General features: G+C 70.3%; 26 protein-coding genes and 1 rRNA gene. 14 read left to right on the plus strand and 13 right to left on the minus strand.

Translation table 11 applies throughout. The features are described from left to right. Nucleotides 1-147 precede the first annotated feature (147 nt). Entirely contained in the window at nucleotides 148-1485 is a 1338-nt protein-coding gene (locus MKL20_RS17760; protein ID WP_244037776.1) for a DUF2778 domain-containing protein, read from the minus strand. Between the two features lie 271 nt (nucleotides 1486-1756). Further along, on the minus strand, nucleotides 1757-3079 hold the full coding sequence (locus MKL20_RS17765; protein ID WP_244037777.1) for an AmpG family muropeptide MFS transporter: 1323 nt from the start codon (nucleotides 3077-3079) through the stop codon (nucleotides 1757-1759). A gap of 142 nt (nucleotides 3080-3221) precedes the next feature. Here MKL20_RS17765 and MKL20_RS17770 point away from each other — a divergent pair, with 142 nt between their 5' ends. After that, complete coding sequence (locus MKL20_RS17770; RefSeq protein WP_244037778.1) at nucleotides 3222-3575, plus strand: hypothetical protein; 354 nt, start codon at nucleotides 3222-3224, stop codon at nucleotides 3573-3575. A 91-nt stretch (nucleotides 3576-3666) separates the two neighbouring features. Here the strand turns inward: MKL20_RS17770 and MKL20_RS17775 are convergent, their stop codons facing one another. Next, nucleotides 3667-4263 carry a LysE family translocator gene (locus tag MKL20_RS17775; protein ID WP_244037779.1) on the minus strand — a complete coding sequence of 199 codons (597 nt, stop codon included), beginning with the start codon at nucleotides 4261-4263 and terminating at the stop codon, nucleotides 3667-3669. Nucleotides 4264-4352: 89 nt separating this feature from the next. Here MKL20_RS17775 and MKL20_RS17780 point away from each other — a divergent pair, with 89 nt between their 5' ends. Continuing rightward, complete coding sequence (locus MKL20_RS17780) at nucleotides 4353-5717, plus strand: PLP-dependent aminotransferase family protein (protein ID WP_313902729.1); 1365 nt, start codon at nucleotides 4353-4355, stop codon at nucleotides 5715-5717. Between the two features lie 33 nt (nucleotides 5718-5750). Here MKL20_RS17780 and mfd read toward each other — a convergent pair whose 3' ends face one another. Next, the gene (gene mfd, locus MKL20_RS17785) at nucleotides 5751-9359 is read right to left on the minus strand and encodes a transcription-repair coupling factor (RefSeq protein ID WP_244037781.1); all 3609 of its coding nucleotides are present in this window, start codon (nucleotides 9357-9359) and stop codon (nucleotides 5751-5753) included. Between the two features lie 141 nt (nucleotides 9360-9500). On the opposite strand from mfd, the gene MKL20_RS17790 reads away from it, so the two are divergent. Both MKL20_RS17790 and MKL20_RS17795 read left to right on the plus strand, forming a co-directional pair. Further along, nucleotides 9501-9776: a BrnT family toxin gene (locus tag MKL20_RS17790; protein WP_244037782.1), complete on the plus strand. Its 276-nt coding sequence runs from the start codon at nucleotides 9501-9503 to the stop codon at nucleotides 9774-9776. Next, on the plus strand, nucleotides 9763-10107 hold the full coding sequence (locus tag MKL20_RS17795) for a BrnA antitoxin family protein (RefSeq protein WP_244037783.1): 345 nt from the start codon (nucleotides 9763-9765) through the stop codon (nucleotides 10105-10107). The genes MKL20_RS17790 and MKL20_RS17795 overlap by 14 nt, the downstream gene beginning before the upstream one ends. Nucleotides 10108-10119: 12 nt before the next feature. Here MKL20_RS17795 and MKL20_RS17800 read toward each other — a convergent pair whose 3' ends face one another. Both MKL20_RS17800 and MKL20_RS17805 read right to left on the minus strand, forming a co-directional pair. Then, entirely contained in the window at nucleotides 10120-10350 is a 231-nt protein-coding gene (locus MKL20_RS17800; RefSeq protein ID WP_244037784.1) for a hypothetical protein, read from the minus strand. Nucleotides 10351-10365: 15 nt separating this feature from the next. Continuing rightward, nucleotides 10366-10662, minus strand: coding sequence for a succinate dehydrogenase assembly factor 2 (locus MKL20_RS17805; protein WP_244037785.1), 297 nt, complete (start codon nucleotides 10660-10662; stop codon nucleotides 10366-10368). A 192-nt stretch (nucleotides 10663-10854) separates the two neighbouring features. Between MKL20_RS17805 and MKL20_RS17810 the strand changes: the two genes are divergently transcribed. The 3 genes from MKL20_RS17810 (at nucleotide 10855) to MKL20_RS17820 (ending at nucleotide 12758) form a co-directional block, all read left to right on the plus strand. Continuing rightward, entirely contained in the window at nucleotides 10855-11832 is a 978-nt protein-coding gene (locus tag MKL20_RS17810) for a quinone oxidoreductase family protein (protein ID WP_244037786.1), read from the plus strand. 4 nt (nucleotides 11833-11836) lie between these two features. Continuing rightward, nucleotides 11837-12463, plus strand: a complete 627-nt coding sequence (gene pncA, locus MKL20_RS17815) for a bifunctional nicotinamidase/pyrazinamidase (RefSeq protein WP_244037787.1) — start codon at nucleotides 11837-11839, stop codon at nucleotides 12461-12463. Between the two features lie 94 nt (nucleotides 12464-12557). After that, nucleotides 12558-12758 carry a hypothetical protein gene (locus tag MKL20_RS17820; protein WP_243966541.1) on the plus strand — a complete coding sequence of 67 codons (201 nt, stop codon included), beginning with the start codon at nucleotides 12558-12560 and terminating at the stop codon, nucleotides 12756-12758. A 56-nt stretch (nucleotides 12759-12814) separates the two neighbouring features. Here the strand turns inward: MKL20_RS17820 and MKL20_RS17825 are convergent, their stop codons facing one another. The 3 genes from MKL20_RS17825 to rimO form a co-directional block, all read right to left on the minus strand. Further along, on the minus strand, nucleotides 12815-13048 hold the full coding sequence (locus MKL20_RS17825) for a hypothetical protein (protein ID WP_244037788.1): 234 nt from the start codon (nucleotides 13046-13048) through the stop codon (nucleotides 12815-12817). A gap of 140 nt (nucleotides 13049-13188) precedes the next feature. Then, nucleotides 13189-14271 carry a DNA polymerase IV gene (gene dinB, locus MKL20_RS17830; protein ID WP_244037789.1) on the minus strand — a complete coding sequence of 361 codons (1083 nt, stop codon included), beginning with the start codon at nucleotides 14269-14271 and terminating at the stop codon, nucleotides 13189-13191. Nucleotides 14272-14562: 291 nt separating this feature from the next. Next, the gene (gene rimO / locus MKL20_RS17835) at nucleotides 14563-15915 is read right to left on the minus strand and encodes a 30S ribosomal protein S12 methylthiotransferase RimO (RefSeq protein WP_244037790.1); all 1353 of its coding nucleotides are present in this window, start codon (nucleotides 15913-15915) and stop codon (nucleotides 14563-14565) included. A 378-nt stretch (nucleotides 15916-16293) separates the two neighbouring features. On the opposite strand from rimO, the gene pabB reads away from it, so the two are divergent. The 5 genes from pabB to MKL20_RS17860 all read left to right on the plus strand — a co-directional run bounded on the left by pabB (nucleotide 16294) and on the right by MKL20_RS17860 (nucleotide 19993). Beyond that, nucleotides 16294-17700, plus strand: coding sequence for an aminodeoxychorismate synthase component I (pabB, locus tag MKL20_RS17840; RefSeq protein ID WP_244037791.1), 1407 nt, complete (start codon nucleotides 16294-16296; stop codon nucleotides 17698-17700). Continuing rightward, nucleotides 17697-18323: an anthranilate synthase component II gene (locus tag MKL20_RS17845; RefSeq protein WP_244037792.1), complete on the plus strand. Its 627-nt coding sequence runs from the start codon at nucleotides 17697-17699 to the stop codon at nucleotides 18321-18323. The genes pabB and MKL20_RS17845 overlap by 4 nt, the downstream gene beginning before the upstream one ends. Beyond that, entirely contained in the window at nucleotides 18310-19173 is an 864-nt protein-coding gene (locus tag MKL20_RS17850) for an aminotransferase class IV (protein WP_244037793.1), read from the plus strand. The genes MKL20_RS17845 and MKL20_RS17850 overlap by 14 nt, the downstream gene beginning before the upstream one ends. After that, nucleotides 19170-19583, plus strand: coding sequence for a DoxX family protein (locus MKL20_RS17855; RefSeq protein ID WP_244037794.1), 414 nt, complete (start codon nucleotides 19170-19172; stop codon nucleotides 19581-19583). The genes MKL20_RS17850 and MKL20_RS17855 overlap by 4 nt, the downstream gene beginning before the upstream one ends. Nucleotides 19584-19804: 221 nt before the next feature. After that, nucleotides 19805-19993 (plus strand): hypothetical protein, encoded by a 189-nt coding sequence (locus MKL20_RS17860; protein WP_244037795.1) that lies wholly within the window; start codon nucleotides 19805-19807, stop codon nucleotides 19991-19993. 550 nt (nucleotides 19994-20543) lie between these two features. Here the strand turns inward: MKL20_RS17860 and attM are convergent. After that, a complete protein-coding gene (gene attM, locus MKL20_RS17865; RefSeq protein ID WP_244037796.1) occupies nucleotides 20544-21335 on the minus strand; it encodes an N-acyl homoserine lactonase AttM in 792 nt (263 codons plus the stop codon). 441 nt (nucleotides 21336-21776) lie between these two features. Here attM and MKL20_RS17870 point away from each other — a divergent pair, with 441 nt between their 5' ends. Beyond that, a complete protein-coding gene (locus MKL20_RS17870; RefSeq protein ID WP_243966522.1) occupies nucleotides 21777-22316 on the plus strand; it encodes a ferritin-like domain-containing protein in 540 nt (179 codons plus the stop codon). Between the two features lie 106 nt (nucleotides 22317-22422). Here MKL20_RS17870 and MKL20_RS17875 read toward each other — a convergent pair whose 3' ends face one another. The 3 genes from MKL20_RS17875 to MKL20_RS17885 all read right to left on the minus strand — a co-directional run bounded on the left by MKL20_RS17875 (nucleotide 22423) and on the right by MKL20_RS17885 (nucleotide 23984). Continuing rightward, the gene (locus MKL20_RS17875) at nucleotides 22423-22752 is read right to left on the minus strand and encodes a hypothetical protein (protein WP_244037797.1); all 330 of its coding nucleotides are present in this window, start codon (nucleotides 22750-22752) and stop codon (nucleotides 22423-22425) included. A gap of 76 nt (nucleotides 22753-22828) precedes the next feature. Continuing rightward, complete coding sequence (gene mazG / locus MKL20_RS17880) at nucleotides 22829-23698, minus strand: nucleoside triphosphate pyrophosphohydrolase (protein ID WP_244037798.1); 870 nt, start codon at nucleotides 23696-23698, stop codon at nucleotides 22829-22831. Nucleotides 23699-23750: 52 nt separating this feature from the next. Beyond that, on the minus strand, nucleotides 23751-23984 hold the full coding sequence (locus MKL20_RS17885; RefSeq protein ID WP_243966519.1) for a hypothetical protein: 234 nt from the start codon (nucleotides 23982-23984) through the stop codon (nucleotides 23751-23753). Nucleotides 23985-24630: 646 nt separating this feature from the next. On the opposite strand from MKL20_RS17885, the gene MKL20_RS17890 reads away from it, so the two are divergent. Continuing rightward, a 16S ribosomal RNA gene (locus tag MKL20_RS17890) occupies nucleotides 24631-24759 on the plus strand; the annotation flags it as partial.

Here is a 24759-nt window from a genome sequence, read left to right on the forward strand (position 1 = left end):
GAACCTGATCCGGGACCCAGCACACGAAGCGCCGCGCCAGCGGCACAGGTCGATCGGACGGACGCTGCGCGCCGTCGTGTGCTGGGTCCCGGGTCGCATTCCGCTGGCGCTGCATGCGCCCGGGAAAACGGCCGTGCAGACAGGCTCTCAGCCCCGCCGGCCCGGGCGGTCGACCATGCCGACCCGGCCGCCGAAGAAGTCGCCCCGGCTGCCGGCCACCACCACGAGGCGCCGGACCTCGCCCCGCAGGAACGCCTGCAGGAAGCGGTTGTAGTCGCGGAACGAGACGCAGCCGTTCGAGGCGCCGGGCTGGCGCAGCATGTAGGTGTGGGCGAGCAGGCCGTCGCGGCCGTGGATCGCGCCGCTGCCGCCCACCGGGTTGAGGCGGATCGCCCGCACGCCGTGGAACAGGCGCTCGCGCTCGGTCAGGTCGTAGGTGGCGGGGGGCGTCGAGCCGCGCATGCGCAGGTGGACGTAGCGCGGATCGTCCATGGCCTCGCCGAGGCCGGAATGGGCCTCCAGCACCTCGCCGGAGGGGAGGGTCACGGTCCGGGCGCTGATGTCGTAGACGGCGGTGCCGGCGATCGATTCCGGAGCGGCGCTGATCCGGGTGCGCGGCGCCTCCTGGGGCAGGGCGTCCGGGCTGGCATAGGCCAGCGCCTGGCGGGATTCCGTGCGGGGCGCGGCGGCGCCGACGCCGAACAGCTTCTCGAGGAAGGACGGCTCCTCCGCCATGGCGGCGCGGAACACGTCGCGGGTGCGGGGCAGGGCGCGGGTGGCGACCCGGGGGGCCGGGGCCACGGCCGGGCGCCGCAGCTCGGACGGCCGGGCGACCGGGAGCGGGACGACGCCCGGCGCGAGGGCCGCGGGCGTCGGCTCGGCGGCGGCGATCCGGACCGGCGCGGCTGCCTTGGCGGGCACAGCGGCGGCTTGCGCGATCGGGGCTCGGACAACGGGTGCCTGCACGACGGGAGCCGGGGCCGGCTCGGCCGCGGCCATCCGGGCCTGGACCACCTTGCGGGCGACCCGCTGGGCGATCTCCCGGACCGCCAGGGACGGCTCGGCCACCGCGACCTGGAAGGACGCGGCCGGGGGCGGGCCCCCGAAGGTCGTGGCGGCGCCGGAGCCGAGCGCCGGGCTCGGATCGAGCATCCAGGCGATGCTCGGCCGCGGCGCGGGCCGGGCTTCGGGGGCGGGCTGGACCTCGGCCACCGGGGCGGGGGCGCTCCCGAGGGTCGGCAGGGTGATCGGCAGGCCGTGCGGCAAGGTCAGCACGGTCCAGCCGGCCATGGACAGGGCCGCCAACGAGATCAGGGCCGTCAGCCGGGCGCGGCGGCGGGCGCGCCGCATGGCGCTCGGGTAGGGGGCCCGGACCGGCGGCGCGTAGGGCGCCTCGTAGGCAAGCCGCGGATAGGCCGCCGGGGCAAGGGCCGGAATCGGGGCCGCGTCGCGGTACGCGGGTCGGGAATACGCAACCTGGGCCATGCGGGAACTCGCGTACGCGCTTCCCCACATGGCAGCCGCCGCCGTTCGCCCGCGGAGGCATTTTCCGCGCACGTGGCCTGGGTTGCCCGTCTGGGGAGGACATCAACCGTCCAGCCCATTAGGCATCCCCATGGTTAATCTTGGCTAAAGAGCCGGATGCCCCGGGCGGGCCGACATGGAACACTCGTCGAAGCGCCGCGGAACACCAGAGTATCGATCCGAAAATCGGTCGCTCGCCCTCCGAAGACTGCTGCGGCCGACACCCGGCACCTTACCCGGCCGGCGCCTCCATGGGCCCGTGCCGGCGCGCCACCAGGAGACACAGCAGGGCCACCGGCACGCCGATCAAGGAGGTGCCGACGAAGAACCACGCGAACCCGGTCCGCTCGATGACGAAGCCCGAGAACCCGGCGAGGACGCTGCCGGGCAGGGCGCAGAGCGAGGTCAGCAGGGCGTACTGGCTGGCCGCGTGCTCGGTGGCCGCGAGCCGGGACATGTAGGTGATCAGCACGATCGACGCGAAGGCGTAGGCGAAGCCGTCGATCCCGACCGTGACCGCGAAGGTCCAGAACGCCGCCCCGCCATGGCCGCCGTGCCAGGCGAGATAGGCCAGCGCGAGATGGGAGGCCGAGGCCACCACGGTGCCGATCAGCAGGCTCGCCATCATGCCGATCCGCGGGATGATCGCGCTCGCCAGGAAGGTGCCGCCGAGCGCGATCCAGAAGCCGAACAGCTTGGTCACCGTGGCGATGTCGGTGTTGGTGTAGCCCAGCGTCTTGAACAGCGGGATCGCCATGGCGTTCGAGACGTAGCCGGGCATCCGGAAGCCCGCCACCAGCGCCAGAACCGGCACCGCCAGGGGCCCGAGCCGGGCGAGCAGGTCGCGGATCGGCGCCCAGACGGTCTCGACGAATCCGGCGGCCGGGGGCGCCGTGGCGGCGGGGGGTTCGGGCGCCAGCAGCGCCGCGATCGTGCCGGGGGCGAGGAGCACGGCCATGCACAGATAGGCGGCGCGCCAGCCATAGGCATCCGACAGGTAGAGGGCACCGGCCCCGGCGGCGAGGTTGCCGATCCGGAAGCCGATCTCGGCCCAGGACGACATCAGCGCCTGGCGCTCGGGCGGCGCGGCGGTGATGCGCCAGCCGTCGATCACCACGTCCTGGGTCGCGCCCGCCACCCCGAGCGCCAGCGAGAACGCCACGGTCCAGGCGAGCCAATGCGCCGGATCGCCGAAGGCCACCCCGGCGAGCGCCAGCGCCACCAGGATCTGCGCGGCGACGATCCAGCCCCGCCGCCGCCCGAGCCAGCGCCCGAGCAGCGGCGCGTCGTGCCGGTCGAGGAACGGCGCCCAGAGGAACTTGAGCTTGTACGCGATGGTCAGCTCGCTCATCAGCCCGATGGTGGCGAGCGGCACCTTGGCCTGGACCAGCCAGGCCGACTGGGTCGCGTAGACGAGCAGGAACGGAATGCCCTGCGCGAAGCCCAGCCCCAGCATCGCCGCGACCCGCCGGTCGGTGAACAGGGGCGTCAGGAAGGCGTTCTTGTCGGACCTGTCCGGGCCGGACGCGCCGGTGGCCTGCGCCGGGTTTGCCATCCACGCGTCTCCTGGGGTTTGCCTCGGCACAGAGCCAGAGACGGGCGGATGGCGCAACGCGGTCGGCTTCGGATTTTCGGCGCGACAGGTGCGCACAAGGCCCTGTAGGATGCCGGCCTCAAGGATGGCGACGGAGGCCGACATGGACGCTCCAACGGTCCTCCCGGCCGCCGAGGCTCAGGGACAGGCCTCATACGGGATGGCGAACCTGCGCTCGAAAACGACAGGGCTGCCGTTCGTCGTGTTCATCTCGCAGAAGGCCGGAGCCCGGCACGACGCCCGGGTGAAAGTCTCAACCGGGCCGCGTGTCCAGCCCGACCAGATGGGCTCGTATCAACTGCGCCCCTTTCGGCACACGGATGGTCCGCGCCTAGAACCCGACGACGAGGCGAACCTGCGCGCCTGGGTCGAGCTGAACCTCGATGTGCTGGTCAGCTACTGGGACGGGCGCATCGAGTTCACCGAGGATGCGATCGAGCTGCTCAAGCCGATCTAAAGCGCTCGCCGCCGAAGTAGATTCCGGTTCGGCGTCAGCGAACGCGTTCAAGCAAGGACTTAAAGCATCCCGACGGATCGTCGGACGCGGCTCAGCCCGTCAGGAGCGGCACCAGCGAGGCGACGAGCAGGGCCGCCATGCACACGTTGAAGGCTCTGCGCCGGACCGGGTCTGCAAGACGGTCGCGCAGCACCCGCCCCATCCAGGCCCAGATCGCGACGCACGGCGCGTTGATGACGGCGAACAGGGCAGCGATGCCCAGCATGTCGGTGACGGAGCCGGTCTTCGCCGCATAGGTCGTGACCGCGCCCAAGGCCATGATCCAGGCCTTGGGGTTCACCCACTGGAACAGGGCGCCCTGAAGAAAACTCATCGGTCGCGGCCGACCGCCCGCCGAACCGCCGCCGCCGGACCGCGCGATGTTGAACGCCAGGTAGAGCAGGAAGAGCATCCCGGCCCCCTGCAGGACGCTATGCAGCGCCGGCACAGCGGCAAAGACCGCGCCGAGGCCCAAGCCGACCGCGAGAACCATGACGGAGAAGCCGATCGCGATCCCCAGAACGTGCGGGATCGATCGTCGGAAGCCGAAATTGACGCCCGACGCCAGCAGCATCGCGTTGTTCGGCCCCGGCGTGATCGACGTGACGAACGCGTAGGCCGAGACGGCGAGAAGAAGATCGAAACTCATCTGGCCCCCGTTTGGAACGGCGCCCAATTTACGACCGTGACACTTCGGCGATACATCAAAGGTGTCACGTGACACTTCGAGAGATGCCGATGCGTGCGCGCTCGCCCTGGCCCCCTCGGCTTGCCGAAATCGGCGCCTCGCTCTCCGAACGGCTCGTCGCGGCCATCGCCACGGACATTCTCGAAGGCCGCCTCGAAGCGGGCGACCGGCTGCCGGCCCATCGAGATCTCGCCTGGCGTCTCGAGATCGGGCTCGGGACCGTCACCAAGGCCTACGCGGTGCTGGAGCGTCGCGGGCTCACCCACAGCATCAGGGGGAGGGGCACCTTCGTGGCGCGGGTGGAGGCACGGGGTGCGCCGCTGATCGACCTCTCGATCAACGCGCCCCCCGTCGCATCCGGGGGACGCATGCTCACGCGCGCCCTCGCCGCGGTCGCCAGGACGCTGGATCCCGCCCTGCTCACGCAGTACCCGCCGGCCGCAGGCTTTCCGGAGCACCGCCGCCTGATGGCGCAGTGGCTCGAAACACGCGGCCTGAACGTCGAGGCCGGTCGTCTGCTGCTCACGAATGGCGGGCAGCAGGCGCTCTCGATCGCGTTCGCGATCGGATGCCGGCCCCGCGGCCTGATCCTCACCGAGGCCCAGACTTACCGAGGTGCCATCGCGCTGGCGCGGCAGGCCGGTCTGCGCCTGCGCGGCCTCGCCATGGACGCGGAGGGGCTGATGCCGGAAGCCCTGGACGCGGCGCTCGCCGCCGCGGCCGAACCGGCTCTGCTCTACGTTACACCGACCCTCCACAACCCGACCACGGCCACGATGGGGCCGAGCCGGCGAACCGCGATCGTCGAGATCTGCCGCAGACACGGCGCCGGCATCGTCGAGGACGACGTGTATGCAGGCCCGGCGGAGGTCGGCCGTCCCACGCTGGCGCAGTTGGCGCCGGAGCGGGTGATCTACGTCAACAGCCTGTCGAAGACCGTGTGCCCGGGGCTCCGGATCGGCACCCTCGTGGTTCCCGAGAGCCTGGTCGAGGCCGCCGAGGCGAGCCTCGCCGTCGCCGGGCTGAGCGCGTCGCCGCTCTCCTGCGCGGTCCTGGAGACCTGGCTCTCGGACGGGACGCTCGTCTCGCTGTGCGACGCCATCCGCGACGAGGCCGAGCGCCGTCGCGCCATCGCCGCCTCGCTGCTCGGGGATGCGATGGTCGGTCTGCGCCGGGCCGGCTTCCATGTCTGGCTTCCGATGACGCGCGCTGCGGCCGAGCGCGTCGCGACCGAAGCGCGTGCAGCCGGCATCGCGGTGACGCCGCCGGAATCCGTCATGGTCGATCCGGACGCCGAAGCGAGCGGGATCCGCCTCTGTCTGGGCAACCCCACGCGCACCGACCTGACGCGAGGCCTGACATTGCTGGCCCCGATCGTGAGCCCAGCCGCAGCGGCATCGGGCACCCTTCGATGACGGGCGCCTACGTAGCGCGGACGCTCGACACCCTCACGCCGCCGTCTTCACCCGCTCGGCGATCTTCACGAGGCTGCGCAGCACCTCGGTGGCGGTCTTGAGCCGGGCCGGGATCGTGGTGAGCTCGCGCACGAACACGACGCTCATGTCGGGCCGCACCTTGGCGAAGGAGGCCTGCTCGGCCACGAACGCCACCAGCCCCTGCGGGTTGGCGTAGGACTTGTCCCGGAAGTGGACGACCACGCCCTTCGGGCCGGCCTCGACCTTCTCGACATTGGCCTTGAGGCACAGGATCTTGATCGTGCCGATCTTGAGGAGCTGCTCCACCTCCGGCGGCAGCGGCCCGAACCGGTCGATCATCTCGGCCCCGAAACTCTCCATCTCGGCATCGTCCTGGAGGGTGGCGAGCCGCCGGTAGAGGGACAGCCGCGCGCCGAGATCCTCGACATAGGTCTCCGGGATGGTCACGGGAGCGCCGAGCGCGATGGTCGGCGACCACGCCTCCTCGGGCACGTCCTCGATGCCGGCCTTGAGCGCCGTGACCGCGTCCTCCAGCATCTGCTGGTAGAGCTCGTAGCCGACCTCCTTGATGTGGCCGGACTGGGCATCGCCCAAGAGGTTGCCGGCGCCGCGGATATCGAGATCGTGGCTGGCGAGCTGGAAGCCGGCGCCCAGGGTGTCGAGGGTCTGGAGCACCTTGAGCCGCTGCTCGGCCTGGGTCGTGAGCTGGCGGTTGGCCGGGGTCGTGAACAGCGCGTAGGCCCGGGCCTTCGAGCGGCCGACGCGGCCGCGCAGCTGGTAGAGCTGGGCCAGGCCGAACATGTCGGCCCGGTGCACGATCAGCGTGTTGGCGGTGGGGATGTCGAGGCCGGATTCGACGATGGTGGTCGAGAGCAGCACGTCGAACTTGCCCTCGTAGAAGGCGGTCATCACGTCCTCGAGCTGGCCCGCCGCCATCTGGCCGTGGGCGATCGCGACCTTGATCTCCGGCATCTCGGCGTCGAGGAATTTCTTCACCTCCGCCAGGTCCTCGATGCGCGGCACGACATAGAACGACTGGCCGCCGCGGTAGCGCTCGCGCAGCAGCGCCTCCCGGATGGTCAGCGGGTCGAACGGCGTCACGAAGGTGCGCACCACCAGCCGGTCCACCGGGGGGGTGGCGATGATCGAGAGTTCGCGCACGCCGGTCATGGCGAGCTGGAGCGTGCGCGGGATCGGGGTCGCCGAGAGTGTCAGCACGTGGACATCCGCCTGGAGCGCCTTCAGCCGCTCCTTGTGGGCGACGCCGAAATGCTGCTCCTCGTCGACGATGATCAGGCCGAGATCCTTGAACGCGATGTTTTTCGCCAGGAGCGCGTGGGTGCCGACCACGATGTCGACGGTGCCGTCGGCGAGCCCGGCGCGGGTCTGCTTCATGTCGCCGGCCGAGACGAACCGGGAGAGCTGGGCGATCTGGATCGGCAGCCCCGTGAACCGCTCGGTGAAAGTCCGAAAGTGCTGGCGGGCGAGCAGGGTGGTCGGCACGATCACCGCCACCTGCTTGCCGGCGATCGCCGCCGCGAAGGCCCCGCGCAACGCCACCTCGGTCTTGCCGAAGCCGACATCGCCGCAGACCAGCCGGTCCATCGGCCGGCCGGCATTGAGGTCGTCCAGCACCGCGTCGATGGCGTTGGCCTGGTCCTCGGTCTCCTCGAACGGGAAGCGGGCGGCGAACTCGCCATAGAGGCCCTCGGGCGCCTTGAGCACCGGCGCCTTCCGGACGAAGCGCTGGGCCGCGACCTTGATCAGTTCACCCGCCATCTCGAGGATGCGGCGCTTCATCTTGGCCTTGCGGGCCTGCCAGGCGCCGCCGCCGAGCCGGTCGAGGGCGACCTCCGAATCCTCCGAGCCGTAGCGGGTCAGAAGCTCGATATTCTCCACCGGCAGCAGCAGCAGGCCGCCGGTGTAGCTCAGCTCCAGGCAATCGTGCGGCGCGCCGGCGGCGTGGATCGTCTTCAGGCCGGAGAACCGGCCGATGCCGTGGTCGGCATGGACCACGAGGTCGCCGGGCTGGAGCGCCTGCACCTCCAGGATCACGTCCTGGGGCCGCTTGGCCTTGCGCTTCTGGCGCACCAGCCGGTCGCCCAGGATGTCACCCTCGGAGACGACGGCGAGTTCGCCCACCGTGAAGCCCGCCTCCAGGCCCCAGACCGCCACGGCGGAATCGGCGCCGCGCTTCAACGCGTAGACGTCCGACAGGCGGGTGATCGCCACGGGCTTCCTCAGGCCGTGGTCGGTGAGCACGCCGCAGAGCCGGTCGCGAGAGCCGTCGGACCAGGATCCCAGGATCACGTGATGCCCGGATCCCTGGAGGTCGCGGATATGGGCGACCGCCGCGTCGAACACGCTGGCGCTCTCGTTCGCGCGCTCCGGCGCGAAGTTTCTTCCGGCCTTGGCGCCGCAATCGATGACCGCGCGCTCGGGCGAATCCGGCTGGGCGAAGGGCGTCAGCCGCGCCACGGTGGCGGTGGCGATCCGCTCCTTGAGCTCGTTCGGGGTCAGGTACAGGGCGCGCGGCGGCAGCGGCTTGTAGGGGGCGACGCCGGCCTGCGGCGTCTTCATCGCGCCCTCGCGGGCCTGGTAGTAATCCTGCACGAGGCTGATCCGCTCGGCGGCGGCGTCCTCGACCTGCGGGTCGAACACCAGGGGCACGCCGGGAAGATAGTCGAACAGCGTGTCGAGGTGATCGTAGAACAGCGGCATCCAGTGCTCGAGGCCGGCATAGCGGCGGCCCTCGCTCACGGTCTCGTAGAGCCGGTCGTCCCGGGTCGCGGCGCCGAAACTCTGGATGTAGCCCTGGCGGAAGCGCCGGATCGTCTCGGTGGTGAGCTGGACCTCGCTCATCGGCATCAGGTCCAGCGAGCGCAGCTGGCCGGTGGTGCGCTGGGTCTCCGGGTCGAAGGCGCGAATCGATTCGAGGGTGTCGCCGAAGAAGTCGAGGCGGATCGGCGCCGGCAGGCCGGGGGGCGACAGGTCCAGGATGCCGCCGCGCACGGCGTACTCGCCGGTGTCCCGCACCGTCCCGGTGCGCAGAAAACCGTTGGCCTCGACCCAGGCGACCACGTCGTCCATCGCCACGACGTTGCCGATCGCGGCCGAGAACGCCTCCTTGGCGATGTGGCTCCGGGGCGGCACCCGCTGCACCAGGGCGTTGACCGTGGTGCACAGGATGCGCGGCCGATCCTCGGCGGAGCGGGTCCGGGCGAGGCGGGCGAGCGCGGTCATCCGGGCGGCGGCGGTGGCCGTGGTCGGCGAGACCCGGTCGTAGGGCTGGCAGTCCCAGGCCGGCAGGTTCATCACGTCCATCTCGGGCGCGACGAAGCCGAGCGCCGACTGGAACGCCGCCGAGCGCCCGGAATCGCGCGCCACGTGGACCAGTACGGCAGGCGCATCGACGGTGGGCGCCAGGGCGCGGGCGAGGTCGGCCACCGCCAGGGCGTCGAACCCCTCCGGCGCGTTCGCCAGGACCGGGCTGTCGCCGCGCTTCAGGGCCTCGAGCACCTGCGCGAGTGCCGAGGATTTCGGCAGGGCGAAGCGCGCGACCTGCGGCTTGGCGGCCGGGGCAGGGGGCTTCTGGGAGGATTTCGGCTGAGGCTTGGCCATCGGGTCTTTCGCGGGGAGTCCCGCCGGGCACAGGGAGGGCTGACGCGGGCCGGCGTTAGCCCATTGAGCCGTCGTGATAAAGCGTTTCGGCGGCGGCGTTCGGGTGGCTGACGGTGCCCTATATGGCGGCTACGCTCCAGCATGGAACGCGTGTTTAGCTGCGATTCGGGGAAGCGTGCGCTCCTGCTGGAGGCGCGGCACTTCGACCTGTTGGATATGGCCGAGGTTTTCGCCGACGATGCACGGCTCGACCTGCTGGACGATCGCCGTGATTACGGCGAAGAACGCCGCGTGACCATCGGCCAGGCGCTGGGCGGCATTTTCACTGTTGTCTACACTATGCGCGGACCGGTTACGTGGCTCATCACCGCTTGGCCCGCGAACAGGAAGGAGCGCACACGCTATGGCGAACGCTGATGCGATCACGTTCATGCGCCTGGCGGATGGAACGCTGCTGCAACGCCATCCCGATGGCGCGTTCCGGCCCGTGGTTGCCGAGAGCGACCGCGCCAAGCTCGCGGCTCTTACAGAGGACGAGGTCGAGCGCATGAGCGCGACTGACCTAGACCACCCCGGCCTCGACGATGCCTTCTGGGAACGTGCGGCCCCGCCCCCGACTCAGGAAGCCGTCTCGATCAAGCTCGACAGCGACGTCCTGCAATACTTCCGAAAAGCCGGCCGCGGCTACCAAGCCCGGATCAACGCCGTGCTGCGGCACCACATGCGGGCGGCCGGGAAGGGGCGCTAAGCCCCCTCGACTTCACGCGTCAGCCCCGACGATCTCGGCCAGCGCCGCCTCCACCCGGCCGCGAAAAAAGTCGGCGTTGGGCATGGTCTCGGTCATTGCGGCCGCCCGGCTGGTCGCCTGCCGCAGGATCTCGGCGCGGAGGGACGGGTCGCTGCGCTCCATCATCTCCAGCATGATGCGGACCACGAGCTCGGTCGCGATCGACCGGGCCGGGTGGTCGTAAGGGGGCTTGGGTTCGTCCATCGCGGGCTTTCGCTCTCAGGAGTGGATCGGCGCGTCGTGCCGGTGGAACGCCTGCACGCGGCGCCAGACCGACGTATCGTAGTTCGACGGCGTCTCGGCCTCGCCGGTGAGCCACTTGAACAGGTCGCGGTCGGGCACCTCGATCAGCGCCTCGAACTGGTCGAGTTCCGTCTCCGTCAGGGTGCCGATCTCGGCATCGGCGAAGCGGCCCATGATCAGGTCCATCTCGCGGATGCCCCGGTGCCAGGACCGGAAGAGCAGGCGGCGGCGGCGCGGATCGAGATCGGCGCTGGTGCGGGTGGTGCCGGACATTTTTTGGGACTTCCGGTCGGAGAGGACGGGCAGGACCAAGATAGGCGGCCGGGGGCGCCGGATCCAGGATCCGGCATCGGATCGGGCCGCAACCGCAGGGCGAACGACAAAAAGAAATTGCCTCCGGCGGCCGCTCCGTTATCTCGGATCCGCGACGTCCCGGCGCAACGGGGCTTGAGCGGGAGTACGACGATGCCGAAGGCGATCCGGGTCTACGAGTACGGCGGCCCCGAGGTGATGCGGTTCGAGGACGTGCCCCTGGCCGAGCCCGGCCCCGGGCAGATCCGGGTCAAGCAGGCAGCCATCGGCGTCAACTTCATCGACATCTACTTCCGCACCGGCGCCTACAAGTCGCCGCACCTGCCCTACACCCCCGGCAAGGAGGGCGCCGGCACCGTCTCGGCGGTGGGCGAGGGGGTGACGCAGTTCAAGCCCGGCGACCGGGTGGCCTACGGCTCGGTGCCGGATGGCTGCTACGCCGAGGAGGCGGTGATCCCGGCCGCCGCCGCGGTCCCGATCCCCAACGGCGTCGACGAAAAGACCGCCGCCGCCATGATGCTGAAAGGCCTGACGGTCGAGTACCTGCTGCACCGGACCTACGCGGTGAAGCCCGGCGACACGATCCTGTGGCAGGCCGCCGCCGGCGGCGTCGGCCTGATCGCCTGCCAATGGGCCAAGCATCTCGGCGCCACGGTGATCGGCACCGCCGGCAGCCCCGAGAAGGCGGAACTCGCCAAGCAGAACGGCTGCGACCACGTCATCCTGTACCGCGAGGAGGATGTCGCCAAGCGGGTGCGCGAGCTGACCGACGGCAAGGGTGTGCCTGTCGTCTATGACGGCGTCGGGCAGGCGACCCTGATGGGCTCCCTCGACAGCCTGGCGCCGCTCGGGCTGCTGGCGAGCTTCGGCTCGGCCTCCGGGGCGATCACCGGTCTCGACCTGGGGCTCCTCGCCCCGCGAGGCTCGCTCTACGTGACCCGGCCGACGCTCGCGACCTTCTCGTCCAACCGCGCCACCCTGGAGGAGGCGGCCGCCCGCCTGTTCAAGGTGGTCGGCGACGGCGCCGTGACAATCGCCGTCAACGCGACCTACCCGCTCGCCGAGGCGCAGCAGGTGCACCGGGACCTGGCCGGCCGGGAGACCACAGGCTCGATCGTGATGCTGCCTTAGCGTCATGACGCCAGGCCCTGCCGACCTGCTCCTCGTCATCGACGTGCAGGTCGATTTCCTGCCGGGCGGGGCCCTCCCCGTCCCGGACGGCGACGCCGTGGTCGAGCCGGTCAACGCGCTCCAGCACCGCTTCCGGCACGTGGTGCTGATGCAGGACTGGCATCCGGCCGACCACGTCTCCTTCGCCGACACCCATCCGGGGCGGGCCCCGTTCGAGACGATTGCGCTGCCCTACGGGCCGCAGGTGCTGTGGCCCCGGCACTGCGTCCAGGGCAGCCCGGGCGCGGGTTTCGCGCCGGGGCTGGCCACCGACCGGGCGAGCCTGGTGGTCCGCAAGGGGCTGGATCCGCGGGTCGACAGCTACTCGGCGTTTCTCGAAGCCGACCGCACCACCCGCACCGGGCTCGCCGGGGCGCTCGCCGAGCGCGGCATCACCCGCGTCGTCCTGTGCGGGCTCGCCACCGATTTCTGCGTGCTCTGGAGCGCCCTCGACGCCCGCGCGGCGGGCTTCGACGTGTGGGTGGTGGCAGACGCGGTGCGGGGGATCGACCTCGACGGGTCGGTGGCTGCGGCCTGGGCCCGGATGGAGGCGGCCGGGATACGCCGGATCGCGTCCGCCGCGATCGCCTGACGGCCCCGGGAGGCGAACCGCCGCATGCCGGCCGGGCGACCGCCCGGAGACCGACGCGTTGGCCTGGCTCCGAGACCCGATCAGGAGTCAGGCGATGTCATCCAAGCACCCGAAGACCGAGACCCCGACCGACGCCGACCTCAAGGGCAATCCCGGCATCGGCACGTCCAAGGGCATGAGCGGCGCCGACCCGGAAGACCTGGAGGCCGACTCGACCTTCGAAGGCGACGTCGACAACGAGACCAAGCCGGACGGCGGCATCGACCCGAACCACCGCCCGCGCAAGAACGCATGAGAGACAAGAACGCGTGAGAGCAACGCCCGGGCCTGCCAGGCCCGGGCCGCTTCGTATCAGCGGGCGCGGGAAGGCACCTTCGGCCGCTGCGGCGCGGAGGTCCCGTCGGTGACGAAGCCGGCGCCCGGGCCGCCCGAGGACACGTAAAGCTGCGGTGGGCTCGCGGTGTAGCCCCGCAGCAGGATCGTGTTGGCGGCGCTGAAGGAGCCGGTGCCGCCGGCGCGGGCGGCCCCGGCCGGGACGCTCAACAGCAGAGCGGCGGCCAGGGCTAGGGAGATGGGCTTCGACATGGGGCGGATCTTTCGGTTCGTGCGATGTGCGGCAATCCCCGCCGCACCGGATGGCTCCTATCTGTGGTTGATGAGTCGCACCCGACGTGTGGCGCCGCACAGTCCACGCGGCAGCGCAGCATGGGGCCCGCCGCGACGGATCAGAGCCCCAGCCCGAGCTGCAGCGGCTCTGCCTTCTCCCCCTGCTCGAAGCCCGAGAGCGCGATTCCGATCAGCCGCGCGCTGCGCCGGAGGGGGAACAGGCCGGAGAGGAGATCCAGGCCGATCCGCTCCAGGGCGGCCCGGTCGGCCACCGCGACGGAGAGGGATTTCGCCCGGGTGACCTGGGCGAAGTCCGAGAACTTGAGCTTCAGGGTCACGGTCCGGGCGCGCATGCCCTTGGCGTCCGCCCCAGCCCAGACCTTGTCGAACAGGGGCGCAAGCCGCTCGGCCAGGACGGCGAAGGCGGTCGTGTCCTCCGAGAACGTGGTCTCCGCCCCGATCGACTTGCGCACCCGGTGGGCGCGCACCGGCCGCTCGTCGAGCCCGCGGGCGACCGCGTGGTAATAGGCCCCGGCCGACCCGAAGGCCTCGCGCAGGCGGTCCAGATCCCAGGCGCGCAGATCGGCCCCGGTCTCGATGCCGAGCCGCTTCATCTTCGCCTCGGTGACCGGCCCGACCCCGTGGAACCGGCCGATTGGCAGGGCGGCGACGAAATCCGGCCCCATGGACGGGGTGATCACGAACAGGGCGTCGGGCTTCCTGAAGTCGGAGGCGACCTTGGCCAGAAACTTGTTGTACGAGACCCCGGCCGAGGCGACGAGGCCGGTGCGCTCCAGGATCTCGGCCCGGATCGCCTTGGCGACGGCGGTCGCGGTCGGCAGGCCCAAGAGATTCTCAGTGACGTCGAGATAGGCCTCGTCCAGGGCCACCGGCTCGATCACCGGCGTGTGCCGGGCGAACACCGCCCGGATCTCCTCCGAGACCGCCCGGTAGACCTCGAAGCGCGGCTTCACGAACAGCAGGTCCGGGCAGAGCCGCCGGGCGGTGGCCGACGGCATGGCCGAGCGCACGCCGAACCGCCGCGCCTCGTAGCTCGCCGCCGCCACGACGCCGCGCTCCCGGGAGCCGCCCACGGCGAGCGGCAGCCCGCGCAGGGCGGGATCGTCGCGCTGCTCCACGGAGGCGTAGAACGCGTCCATGTCGATATGGATGATCTTGCGGAGGGCGACCTCCGGATCCATCGCCGCCTCGGGGTCCGGGCTGAAGTTCCTCTTATGTTCCGAAAGACCGTGCCTTGGCGCCCGGGTCAAGCTGGGGCGGGAGCCGCTCAACAGGGATGTCCCACTCGCCCCCCTCATCCTGAGGTGCCGCAGCGCAGCGTAGGCCTCGAAGGAGCCCTCCAGCCAGCCGCACGATCCCTGGAGGGCTCCTTCGAGGCTCGCTGCGCTCACACCTCAGGATGAGGGGGGAGATTTGGAAACGCGTTCATTCCCTTAGCATCCGCCGAAAGTAGCGGCACGAGCCGCCCTGCCTCAGGTCACGCTGCCGTACAGGTCGTAGGCGTCGGCCCGGTCGACCTTCACGGTGACGATGTCGCCGGGCCGCACCGGGCGCCGGAAGGCGGCGTGGACCGTGCCGTCGATCTCCGGGGCGTCGGCCTTCGACCGGCCCTTGGCGATCCCGCCCTCGACGGAATCGACGATCATGGCCAGCCGCTTGCCGACCTTGGCCCGCTGGAGCCGGAGCGAGATCGCGTTCTGCGTCTCCATGAACCGGCGCTTGCGCTCGGCCTTCAGCTCCGGCGGCACGAGGTCGCCGAGCGCGTTGGCGGTGGCGCCGGCCACCGGCTCGTATTCGAAGCAGCCGACGCGATCGAGCTTGGCCTCCTGCAGCCAGGCCAGCAGCTCCTCGAACTCGGCCTCGGTCTCGCCCGGGAAGCCGACGATGAAGGTCGAGCGGATCGCGAGATCCGGGCAGGTCTGCCGCCAGCTGCGGATCCGGTCGAGCTGGCGCTCCTGGTTGCCGGGCCGGCGCATGCGCTTGAGCACGGAGGGGCTGGCGTGCTGAAGCGGCATGTCGAGATAGGGGAGCACCTTGCCCTCGGCCATCAGCGGGATGACCTCGTCCACGTGCGGGTAGGGGTAGACGTAGTGCAGCCGCACCCAGGCCCCGAGCTCGCCGAGTTCCTTGGTGAGGTCGTAGAACTTCGCCCGCACGCTGCGGTCGCGCCACGGGCTCTCGGCGTAGCGGATATCGACCCCGTAGGCGCTGGTATCCTGCGAGACGACCAGCAGCTCCTTCACGCCGGCTTTGACCAGCTTCTCGGCCTCGCGCAGCACGTCGCCGGCCGGGCGGCTGACGAGGTTTCCGCGCAGGGACGGGATGATGCAGAAGCTGCAGCGGTTGCTGCACCCTTCCGAGATCTTCAGATAGGCGTAGTGGCGCGGGGTGAGCTTGATCCCCTGCGGCGGCACCAGATCGAGGAACGGGTCGTGAGCCGGCGGCACCGCCTCGTGGACCGCCGCCACCACGGATTCGTAGGCTTGCGGCCCGGTGACGGCGAGCAGGTCGGGATATTTCGCGCGGATCTCCTCCGGCTGCGCGCCCATGCAGCCGGTGACGATCACCCGGCCGTTCTCGGCCATGGCCTCGCCGATCGCCGAGAGCGATTCCGCCTTGGCCGAGTCCAGGAACCCGCAGGTGTTCACGATCACCACATCCGCCCCGTCGTGGCGGCGAGCCAGTTCGTATCCCTCGGCGCGCAGATGCGTGAGGATCCGCTCGGAATCGACCAGCGCCTTGGGGCAGCCCAGCGACACGAACGAGATCTTTGGGGCGGCCCCGGGGGTGGCTCCCGGGGGGGCGGGCGTGGCGGTTGCGGTCATGGTGGCATTCGGGACGGGGCGGACGCCACCCTCGCGTGCGGCCGGCGGATCGGGTCGCACGGCGCGCGAGGATGGGCGTTCGGGATCGCGCCCCTATAGCGGTTCTAACGCGCTCGCGCGAGACCGGCCGCCGCAGGGGTGCCCGGCCCGGCGCGGGAGGCTGGAGCCGAGATCGAAACTTGGCTGTTTGCAGGGCTTTGCCGGCGGGTCCTGAGATCCCACATCAGGTCCTGCCGGCCTTCTCCCACCCACGGGACGGGTCCCGACCGCCCTCGACGGGCGCGGCCTTGCGCGGAACTGCCGCTTTCCCCGCGGCATCGCCTGTGCAACGGCAGCGCGCGGGGCGCGTGCCCTCAGGACATGAGCCCGAACCCGGTCATGTGGACCCAAGAGATCTGGACCCAAGAGATCTGGACCCGAGAGATCCCCTTCATCGATCCCGTCGCTGCGGCCGCCCGGCTGCGGCCCCTGCCGGATCTCGCCTTCCTCGACAGCGCCATGCGGCACGATGCGCTGGGGCGGTACTCGATCGTGGCCGCCGACCCGTTCGCGCGCTTCCGGTTCCGCGACGGGCGCGCGACGCTGGACGGACGCCCGGTCCCGGGCGGCCCGTTCGCGGCGCTGCGGGCCTGCCTGGCGCCCTACCGGGTCGAGCCCGATCCCGAAAACCCGTTCCCGGGCGGGGCGATCGGCTACCTCGCCTACGATCTCGGGGCGCAGCTCGAGCGGGTCGCGGCCCCGGCCCGGCGGGCGGGGCTCACCGACGACAGCGCGTTCAATCTCTACGACACGGTGCTGGTGATCGACCACGCGACCGGCACCGCCCGGCTCGTCGCCACCGGCTTTCCCGAGACCGAGCCGGCGGCCCGGCAGGCCCGCGCCGAGGCGCGGCTCGCCGCCTTCGCCGACCGGCTCGGGGCGGAGACGGCACCGGTAGACTCGCCACGCCAACTCATAAAAAACCTCGCGTGGCGCTCGAACTTCGACCGGCAAAGCTATGAAGCGGCTGTCGAAAAGGTCCGCGCCTATATCCGGGCCGGCGATATCTACCAGGCCAACATCGCCCAGCGCTTCACCGCCGACCTGCCGGCGGGCTTCGATCCGTTCGCGCTCTACCGGCGCCTGCGCGCCACCAACCCGGCGACCTTCGGGGCCTATCTGGAGCTCGCCGGCCTGACCGTCGCGTCGTCCTCGCCGGAGCGCTTCATCCGGCTCGACGGCCAGCACGTCGAGACCCGGCCGATCAAGGGCACCGCCCGCCGGCTCGACGACCCGGCGGCCGACCGGGCGGCCGCCGAGGCGCTGCTGGCCTCGGTCAAGGAGCGGGCCGAGAACGTCATGATCGTCGACCTGCTGCGCAACGACCTGTCCCGGGTCTGCGCGCCGGGCAGCGTTGCCGTGCCCACCCTGTGCGGGCTGGAGACCTACGCCAACGTCCACCACCTCGTCTCGGTGGTGACGGGGACGCTGCGCGACGGGCTCGACGCCCTCGACCTGTTGGAGGGGACGTTCCCCGGGGGTTCGATCACCGGGGCCCCAAAAATCCGCGCCATGGACATCATCACCGAGATCGAGGGCGATGCCCGGGAGCTCTATTGCGGCGCCATCGGGCGGATCGGCTTCGACGGCGCACTGGATACGTCGATCGCGATCCGCACCGTGTTCATGGACGCGACCCAGGCGGTCCTGCAGGCCGGCGGCGGCGTGACCCTGTTGTCGGAGCCGGGGCCGGAATACGACGAGACCCTGGCCAAGGCCGCCCGGGTGTTCGAGGCCTTCGCATGATCCTCGTCCTCGACAATTACGATTCCTTCGTCTTCAACGTCGTCCGCTACCTGGAGGAGCTGGGCGAGGAGGTCCGGGTCGTGCGCAGCGACGCCCTCGACGTCGCCGGCATCCGGGCGCTCGCCCCGGACGCCCTGGTGGTGTCGCCGGGCCCCTGCACCCCCGCGGAAGCCGGCATCTCCCTGCCGGCGATCCGCGACCTGTCCGGCGAGGTGCCGATCCTCGGCGTCTGCCTCGGCCACCAGGCGATCGGCGCGGCCTTCGGCGGCACGGTCGAGCGGGCGCAGCGCCCCCTGCACGGGCAGGCGACCCCGATCGCGCATCAGGGCGAGCGGCTGTTTTCTGGGTTACCGGCACCGATGCCGGTCGGGCGCTACCACTCGCTGGTGGTCACCCCCGGCCCCGACATGGACAAGCACCTTTCGGTCGACGCGGTCTCGCAGGAGGGCGAGGTCATGGCGCTCTCGCACCGGACCCACCCGACCTACGGCATCCAGTTCCACCCGGAATCGGTTCTGACCGAGGGCGGTCACGCCCTGTTCGCCAATTTTTTGGGACTCGCCCGCGCCTGGCGGGAAAAGCGCGACCACCAACCGGCAGGGCGCACAGATGCTGTGGCGTGACGGGACGATCGTCCCCGGGACGCAGGCGTCCCTGGACCACACCGATCGCGGCCTGACCCTCGGCGACGGCCTGTTCGACACGGCGCTCACACTCGGCGGCCGGGTGGCCTTCGAGGATGCCCATATCACCCGGCTCGTCGCCGGGGCAGAGACCCTCGGGATCCCCGCCGAGGCAGAACGAATCCGCGCGGCCATGCGGGCGCTCGCCGGGCAGGGTAGGGGGGAAGCGGATCGGCTGGCGATCCGCACCACCCTCACTCGCGGCTCCGGCCCGCGCGGGCTGAAACCGCCGCCGGATCCGCATCCGACCCTGTTCGCCACCGCGGCGCCGAGCGCCAAGGGCGCGGCCTTCGCGCCCCTGGGGCTGTGGCCGACCGGGATCGCCCGCAACGACACCTCGCCCGCTTCCCGACTGAAGACCCTGGGCTATCTCGACGCGGTGCTGGCCGCCCGCGAGGCCGCCGCATCGGGCTTCGACGAATCCCTGTTCTGCAACACGAGGGGCCGCGTCGCCTGCGCGGGCACCGGCAATGTCTTCGCGGTGTTCGGCGACCGGCTGGTCACACCGCCGCTGGCCGACGGCGTGCTCGCCGGGATCGTCCGCGCGGAGGTGCTGGGGCTGGCGGGGGCGTGCGGCTTGCGCGCGGAGGAGGCCTCGCTGCCCCTGCCCGACTGGCTCGGCGCGGAGGCCGTGTTCGTCACCAACTCCCTGCGGCTCCTCGCCCCCGTGACCGCGATCGGCGCTACCGCCTTCGCCAGCCTGGAACACCCGGCCGTGGCACGGTTGAAAGCGGCGCTCCGGACCGCGGTGGCCCGCGCCTGCGGGGTCACGGAAGACCAGGTCGGATGACCGAGCCGATGCCTGAGACTTGGCGCCGCCGGCTGCGCTACGCGCTGGCCCTGATCTATGCCGGCATCGGGATCGTCCACCTCGTGGCCGCCGACGCGATGCTGCCGCTGATGCCGGATTGGGTTCCGGCGCCGCGCCTGGTGATCCTGGCCACCGGCCTGTGCGAGATCGCCGGGGCGATCGGCCTCCTGACCCGGTCGCTGCGCCGGGCGGCCGCGATCGGGCTCGCCCTCTACGCGGTCTGCGTCTACCCGGCCAACCTCAAGCACGCTTTTGAGGCCGTCCACGTCGACGGCATCCCGGATTCCTGGTGGTACCACGGCCCAAGGCTGGCGTTTCAGCCGGTCTTCGTCTGGGCGGCGCTCTGGGCCGGCGGCCTGATCGACTGGCCGTTCGGCCGGAAGAACTGAGGCGCGAGCCGGTCGATCGCCCCGCCGATCCGGCATTCGCGCGGGCCGCGCCGGGACGGCAGCCCCACCGTCGAGCAACCCCTCAGAAACCGTGATCACAGGATCCCGGGATCGCAGGATCCCGGCAGGCTTTGATCCTGGGATCACCGGCGATAGACTGTGGCGTGGCCGCCGCACGCGCTGGAACATCGCGTCGCCCGGCCCCGATACGAGCACAGTGCATGACGAAGCGCCGCGCTGCCGGCCGAACGACACCGATCGCCGACACGCTGCCGGAGCGCGCCGAGGTCGAGCGCGCCATCGAGGCCGTGCTCGATCGCCTGCGGCCCAAACCGGCCGGCGCAAACGCCACCCGAGCCCCGGAGGCCAAGGCCACCCGGAAGCCCGGCCCGGGCCGGAAGGACGATTGAACGGCCGGACGCGGCCGAGCCGCACCGTCCTGTCCCGAAGGGCGGCGACCGTCTTTCGAGAGAAGGGTCTGGAGACCCAGCCCTTTCAAGGTGTTTGCGGCAGCGGACTGTCCCGCTTGCCCCGCGACGCTTGGTTCTTGCAGAGCCCGGTGTGGAAACAACCCCGTCATCCCGGGGCCGCGAAGCGGAGCCCGGGATCCAGAAACACCGTGGGGTCAAGGACCTGCGCCATCGGCGGCTCTGGATCCCGGGCTCGCCTGCGGCGCCCCGGGATGACAGGGTGGAGGCTGATACCTCGGTGGAAATCCGGGTTCTAAGCGATCCCGCTGTCACCTTCGTGCCGTCCCTGCCACGCTTCCCTTGGCGAGGATCGCGGGCGGGCCATCGGACCTGTGCGGCGATACGAGCCGATTGATCCCGTCGAGGAAATCCAGGACCACGGCCCAATCCGAACACCTTGAAAGGGCTGGGTCTGGAGCGCTCGCCACCGAAGGGGATGCCGGTTCGGCGGCGAGCGGGTCACATCAAGGCCTGAGCGTCGGGCCCGGCTCTAGGCGTAGAACGCAGGGGCCTTCTTGAACATCGGCCACGCGTCCGGATCGTGACCGGTCACGACCTCGGCGCCCGTCTTGTTGGCTATACCGTGCAGCTTCTGGACCGAGCGGACGCTATCGACAGCCGAGGCCAGAAAGCCCGGCAGCGCCTTCTGATTCCAGTGATCGAGGGTATAGGCCGCGTCGATCGTGAGCAGGACCGGTCTCGAAGCCGGCAACCGCACCAGAAACGATTGATGCCCAGGGGCGTGCCCCGGCGTAAACACCGTCGTGAGCGTCCCGTCCCCGTAGATGTCATGATAGTCGTCGGCCGGCCCGTTCAGGAACTGCCATTTGAGATTGGGCCGGTCGAAATCGGCACGGATATAGCCGTCCCGGGCGAACCAGTCCGGCGTGAACGCATACTCGTATTCCAATCGCTGGACGATGTGCGTGGCGTTCGGGAAGCGGCCGATGGCGCCCGTGTGATCGAGGTGCAGATGGGACTGAAGGACGTAGCGAACGTCCTCCGGATCGATCCCGAGGCGGCGAAGCTGGTCGACACAGCCGTCCTCCTTCTTGAGCACGGGATAGTAGACGTCAGCGATGCGGCCCCAATAGGCGTGGGGATTTTCGGCAACCTCCACCGCGTTGCCGCCATCGATAATGGTATGCCCGGCCGGATGCGTGATGAGGAAGAACGGCACCGGGATTTCATAATCCGCGCCGTCGCCCTGGTTCATCTTGATGTTGTGAACCTTGCATTTCAGAGAACCGGACTGCAGCATGTATAGTTTTATATCGCCCATTTCCTCCCCCATGATTCGATGATTGATGCTCTATAAATCCTCCTTACACGATCGAATTGCGGTTGATTCCGCACCTTCGATCGGGACTTTCATGATCAGATCTTGATCACACAAGCGATAAGTCTGATGTTTTGAGTGTAGCGCGAAGCATTTGTCGTCTTCAAGCGCACCGGCGGACGTTCGTCCCAGAGCAGAAACGCCCTCGACGCGTCGGCCCGGAGACGCCCGCCGGAGATGATCCGGGCGCCTTGCCCCCCGGGCTGAGCGCGCACCGGGGCGCGGCACAAGCCGAGCGGCCCGACCAGGGCTGGGTCGCTCGCCCCCGGCCAGAAAGTTCCTCCACAGGGCGAAGATATCGCCCGGACCCGTCGGGCCGGACCGGCGTTCCCCGTCCGGACGCCGCGCTTCCGAAAGCGGCCCGTATCGGAGACAGACCGCCCCATGGCCAAGCCGAAGACGCTGCACGACGCCTTCTACGAGACCCTGAAGGACGTCTATTACGCCGAGAAGCAGTCCGTGAAGGCGCTCAAGAAGTCCGCCAAGGCGGCCGAGCACCCGGAGCTGCGCCAGGCCTTCGAGACCCATGCCGAGGAGAGCGCCCAGCAGGTCGAGCGCCTGACCCAGGTGTTCGAGATCATCGGCAAGCCCGCCCGCGCCAAGACCTGCGAGGCGATGCAGGGCATCACCTCCGAGATGGAGGAGGATCTGGAGGATTTCGCCGACAGCCCCGCCGCCGACGCGGTGCTGGCCGCCTGCGCCCAGGCGGTGGAGCATTACGAGATTGCCCGCTACGGCACCCTGAAGACCTGGGCCCGCCAGCTCGGCCACGACGAGGCCGCCAAGCTCCTGGACGAGACCCTGCAGGAGGAGAAGAAGACCGACGCGCTGCTCTCCAAGATCGCCGAGACGATCAACACCGAGGGCACCACCGACGACGAGGCCGAGGCCCCGAAAGGCAAGGCCCCCAAGAAGGCGGCGTAAGCACGTCTGCGGCGGAGGAGGGGAGGCCGCTCCTCCGCCGGCTTGGAGATCCGGGATCCCAAAGGGCTCAGCCCTTTGGCGGGGTCCGGGGCGGAGCCTCGGGCACTCAGTTCGCCTTCTCGATCGCGCTGAGCGGCGTCCAGTAGCACCGATCCTGCCCGCTCGTGGGCGCGAGGCACCCATAAGTCATCGTCCGGGTCTCGAGCCGGATTTCCTCGCCGAGCTTCCACGACCGGCACTCGCCCGCGGCGAGGCTGCCCTTCAGGAGCTGGCCGAACCCGGATTCGTCGCCGGCCATGACCAACTTAAACAAGCGGTCGGTGACCTCCTGGGTGTGGCAGCCGAACCGTTCCTTGACGATCGTCTCGGCTCGAACGGCCTGGGGCAGGGCCAGTGTCACGGCGAGGGCGGCGAGGGCAGGGAGAATGAGGCGCATCACCCAAGGATAAGCGCCGACCGCCGCCTGTCGAGCGTTCGGGCCCAGGCAGCCCTGCGGGCGAAAGCCGCGCCTGCTACGTCTTCTCGTCCCGCTTCGCCGCCTGCCAGGCGGCCTCCATGGCGGCGAGATCCGACCGGCCGAGCGCCCCGCCCGCGGCCTTCAGGTGCTCCGCCATGGCGGCGAAGCGGCGCTCGAACTTGGCGGTGCCGTCGCGCAGGGCGGTCTCGGGATCAATCCCGGCATGCCGGGCGAGGTTGGCCACCGAGAACAGCAGGTCGCCGATTTCTTCCGACACGGCCTGCGGGTCGCCGGCCTCCAGGGCTTCGGCGACCTCGTCGGTCTCCTCCCGGACCTTATCGATCACCTGGGCGGCGTTGCCCCAGTCGAACCCGTAGGCGGCCGCCCGCCGGGAGATTTTTTCGGCCCGGGCCAAAGCCGGCAGGGCAAGTGCGACGCCGCCCAGGGGATCCGGCACGGCAGCGCCGGGGTCCCGGGCCGCCCGCTCCTGCGCCTTGATCGCCGCCCATTGCGCCTCGACCTGGGCCGGATCGCGCAGGACCGAACCCGCGGGGAGGGGGGTTCCGTCCGGGGCGAACACGTGCGGGTGGCGGCGGACCAGCTTGTCGCCGATCGCCTGGGCCACATCGTCGAAGGCGAAGGCGCCCTCCTCCTCGGCCATGCGGGCGTGGAACACCACCTGGAGCAGCAGGTCGCCGAGCTCATCGCGCAGGTCGGCCCGGTCGCCCCGCGCGACTGCGTCGGCGACTTCGTAGGCCTCCTCGATCGTGTAGGGCACGATGCTGGCAAAGGTCTGCCGGACATCCCAGGCACAGCCGCGGTCGGGATCGCGCAGATCGGCCATCAGGCGCAGGAGCCTGAGCAGGGAGGCCGCCTCGCCGGCGACCGGGATCTCGGGCCGGCTTGAATCGCGTGCGTCGTTCATGCCCCGGGGTTAGAACATGGCGCGGGACAAGGAAATCCGGCGGCGGCCCGGGTCAGACCCGAGCGTCGCGCTCGCGCACCCGCTCGGATTGCAGGTCGCTGAGATAGCCGGTCAGCCGACCGGTGACGCCCGGGTCGGCGCACTGGACCCAGAGCGGCGCCGGCAGCGCGCGCCTGGGCAAGCGCAAAAGGAAGGCCTCGGCCGACAGGGCCGCCTCCCGCTCGGAATTGGCGGCCAGCAGCCGGGCTCCCGCCTGCGTGCCGATCAGAATTGCGATCGTGGCCATGGGCTCCCTCATCCTGGATGACCAACGACGCGAGCGGCCTTCGCGTTGCTTCGGGCGGGGAGGGCGCCGATGCCGCGGATCGCATCCCCGGGCAGCCACCCCTTGCGAAACGGTGGACCGATCCTATCTCTAACCTCGGTAGCGACGCTGGACCTACCGGGTCGGTGCCTCCCTCGATCATCGCCGCGCGCCTGTTCCTCTCCGCCCAGCGGAGCGTGGGCGCGCCCGAGCGATGAGCAGAAGGACGGAGCCGGGGTCGCCCGATGATCTCGGTGCGATGCCGGCAAAAAGCCGGTTGACAGCAGAATGCGGGGCGTCCTATACGGCGCCTCCCGACGCGGTGCCCAAGCAAAGGCGAGCCGCCCGGACGGACTTTCTGAAGATCTCAGTAGCACTTGACCGGGACATTCCGGTGGTTTACTGGTCTCTTCAAGGCGCTGGCCAAGGTCAGCTCCGCTCTTTGACAAGTGAATACGAGAAAGAGAAGCGTGGACGGCGCTTGTCCTTGCGGATCCGGTGAAAGCCGGGTCATCAAGAGGATGCGAGCTGTCATACGCTTTTTGGAAGCTCACACTGTTCGGGTGGAAACGCCCGGACGAATGTGAGCCTCTGTCAAGATGTAGTGATCAGCTTTGATCAATCTCTTCAACGTGAGAGTTTGATCCTGGCTCAGAGCGAACGCTGGCGGCAGGCTTAACACATGCAAGTCGAGCGGGCATCCTTCGGGGTGTCAGCGGCGGACGGGTGAGTAACGCGTGGGAACGTGCCCTCTGGT

It is taken from the genome of Methylobacterium sp. E-066, assembly GCF_022829635.1.
GTDB lineage: Bacteria > Pseudomonadota > Alphaproteobacteria > Rhizobiales > Beijerinckiaceae > Methylobacterium.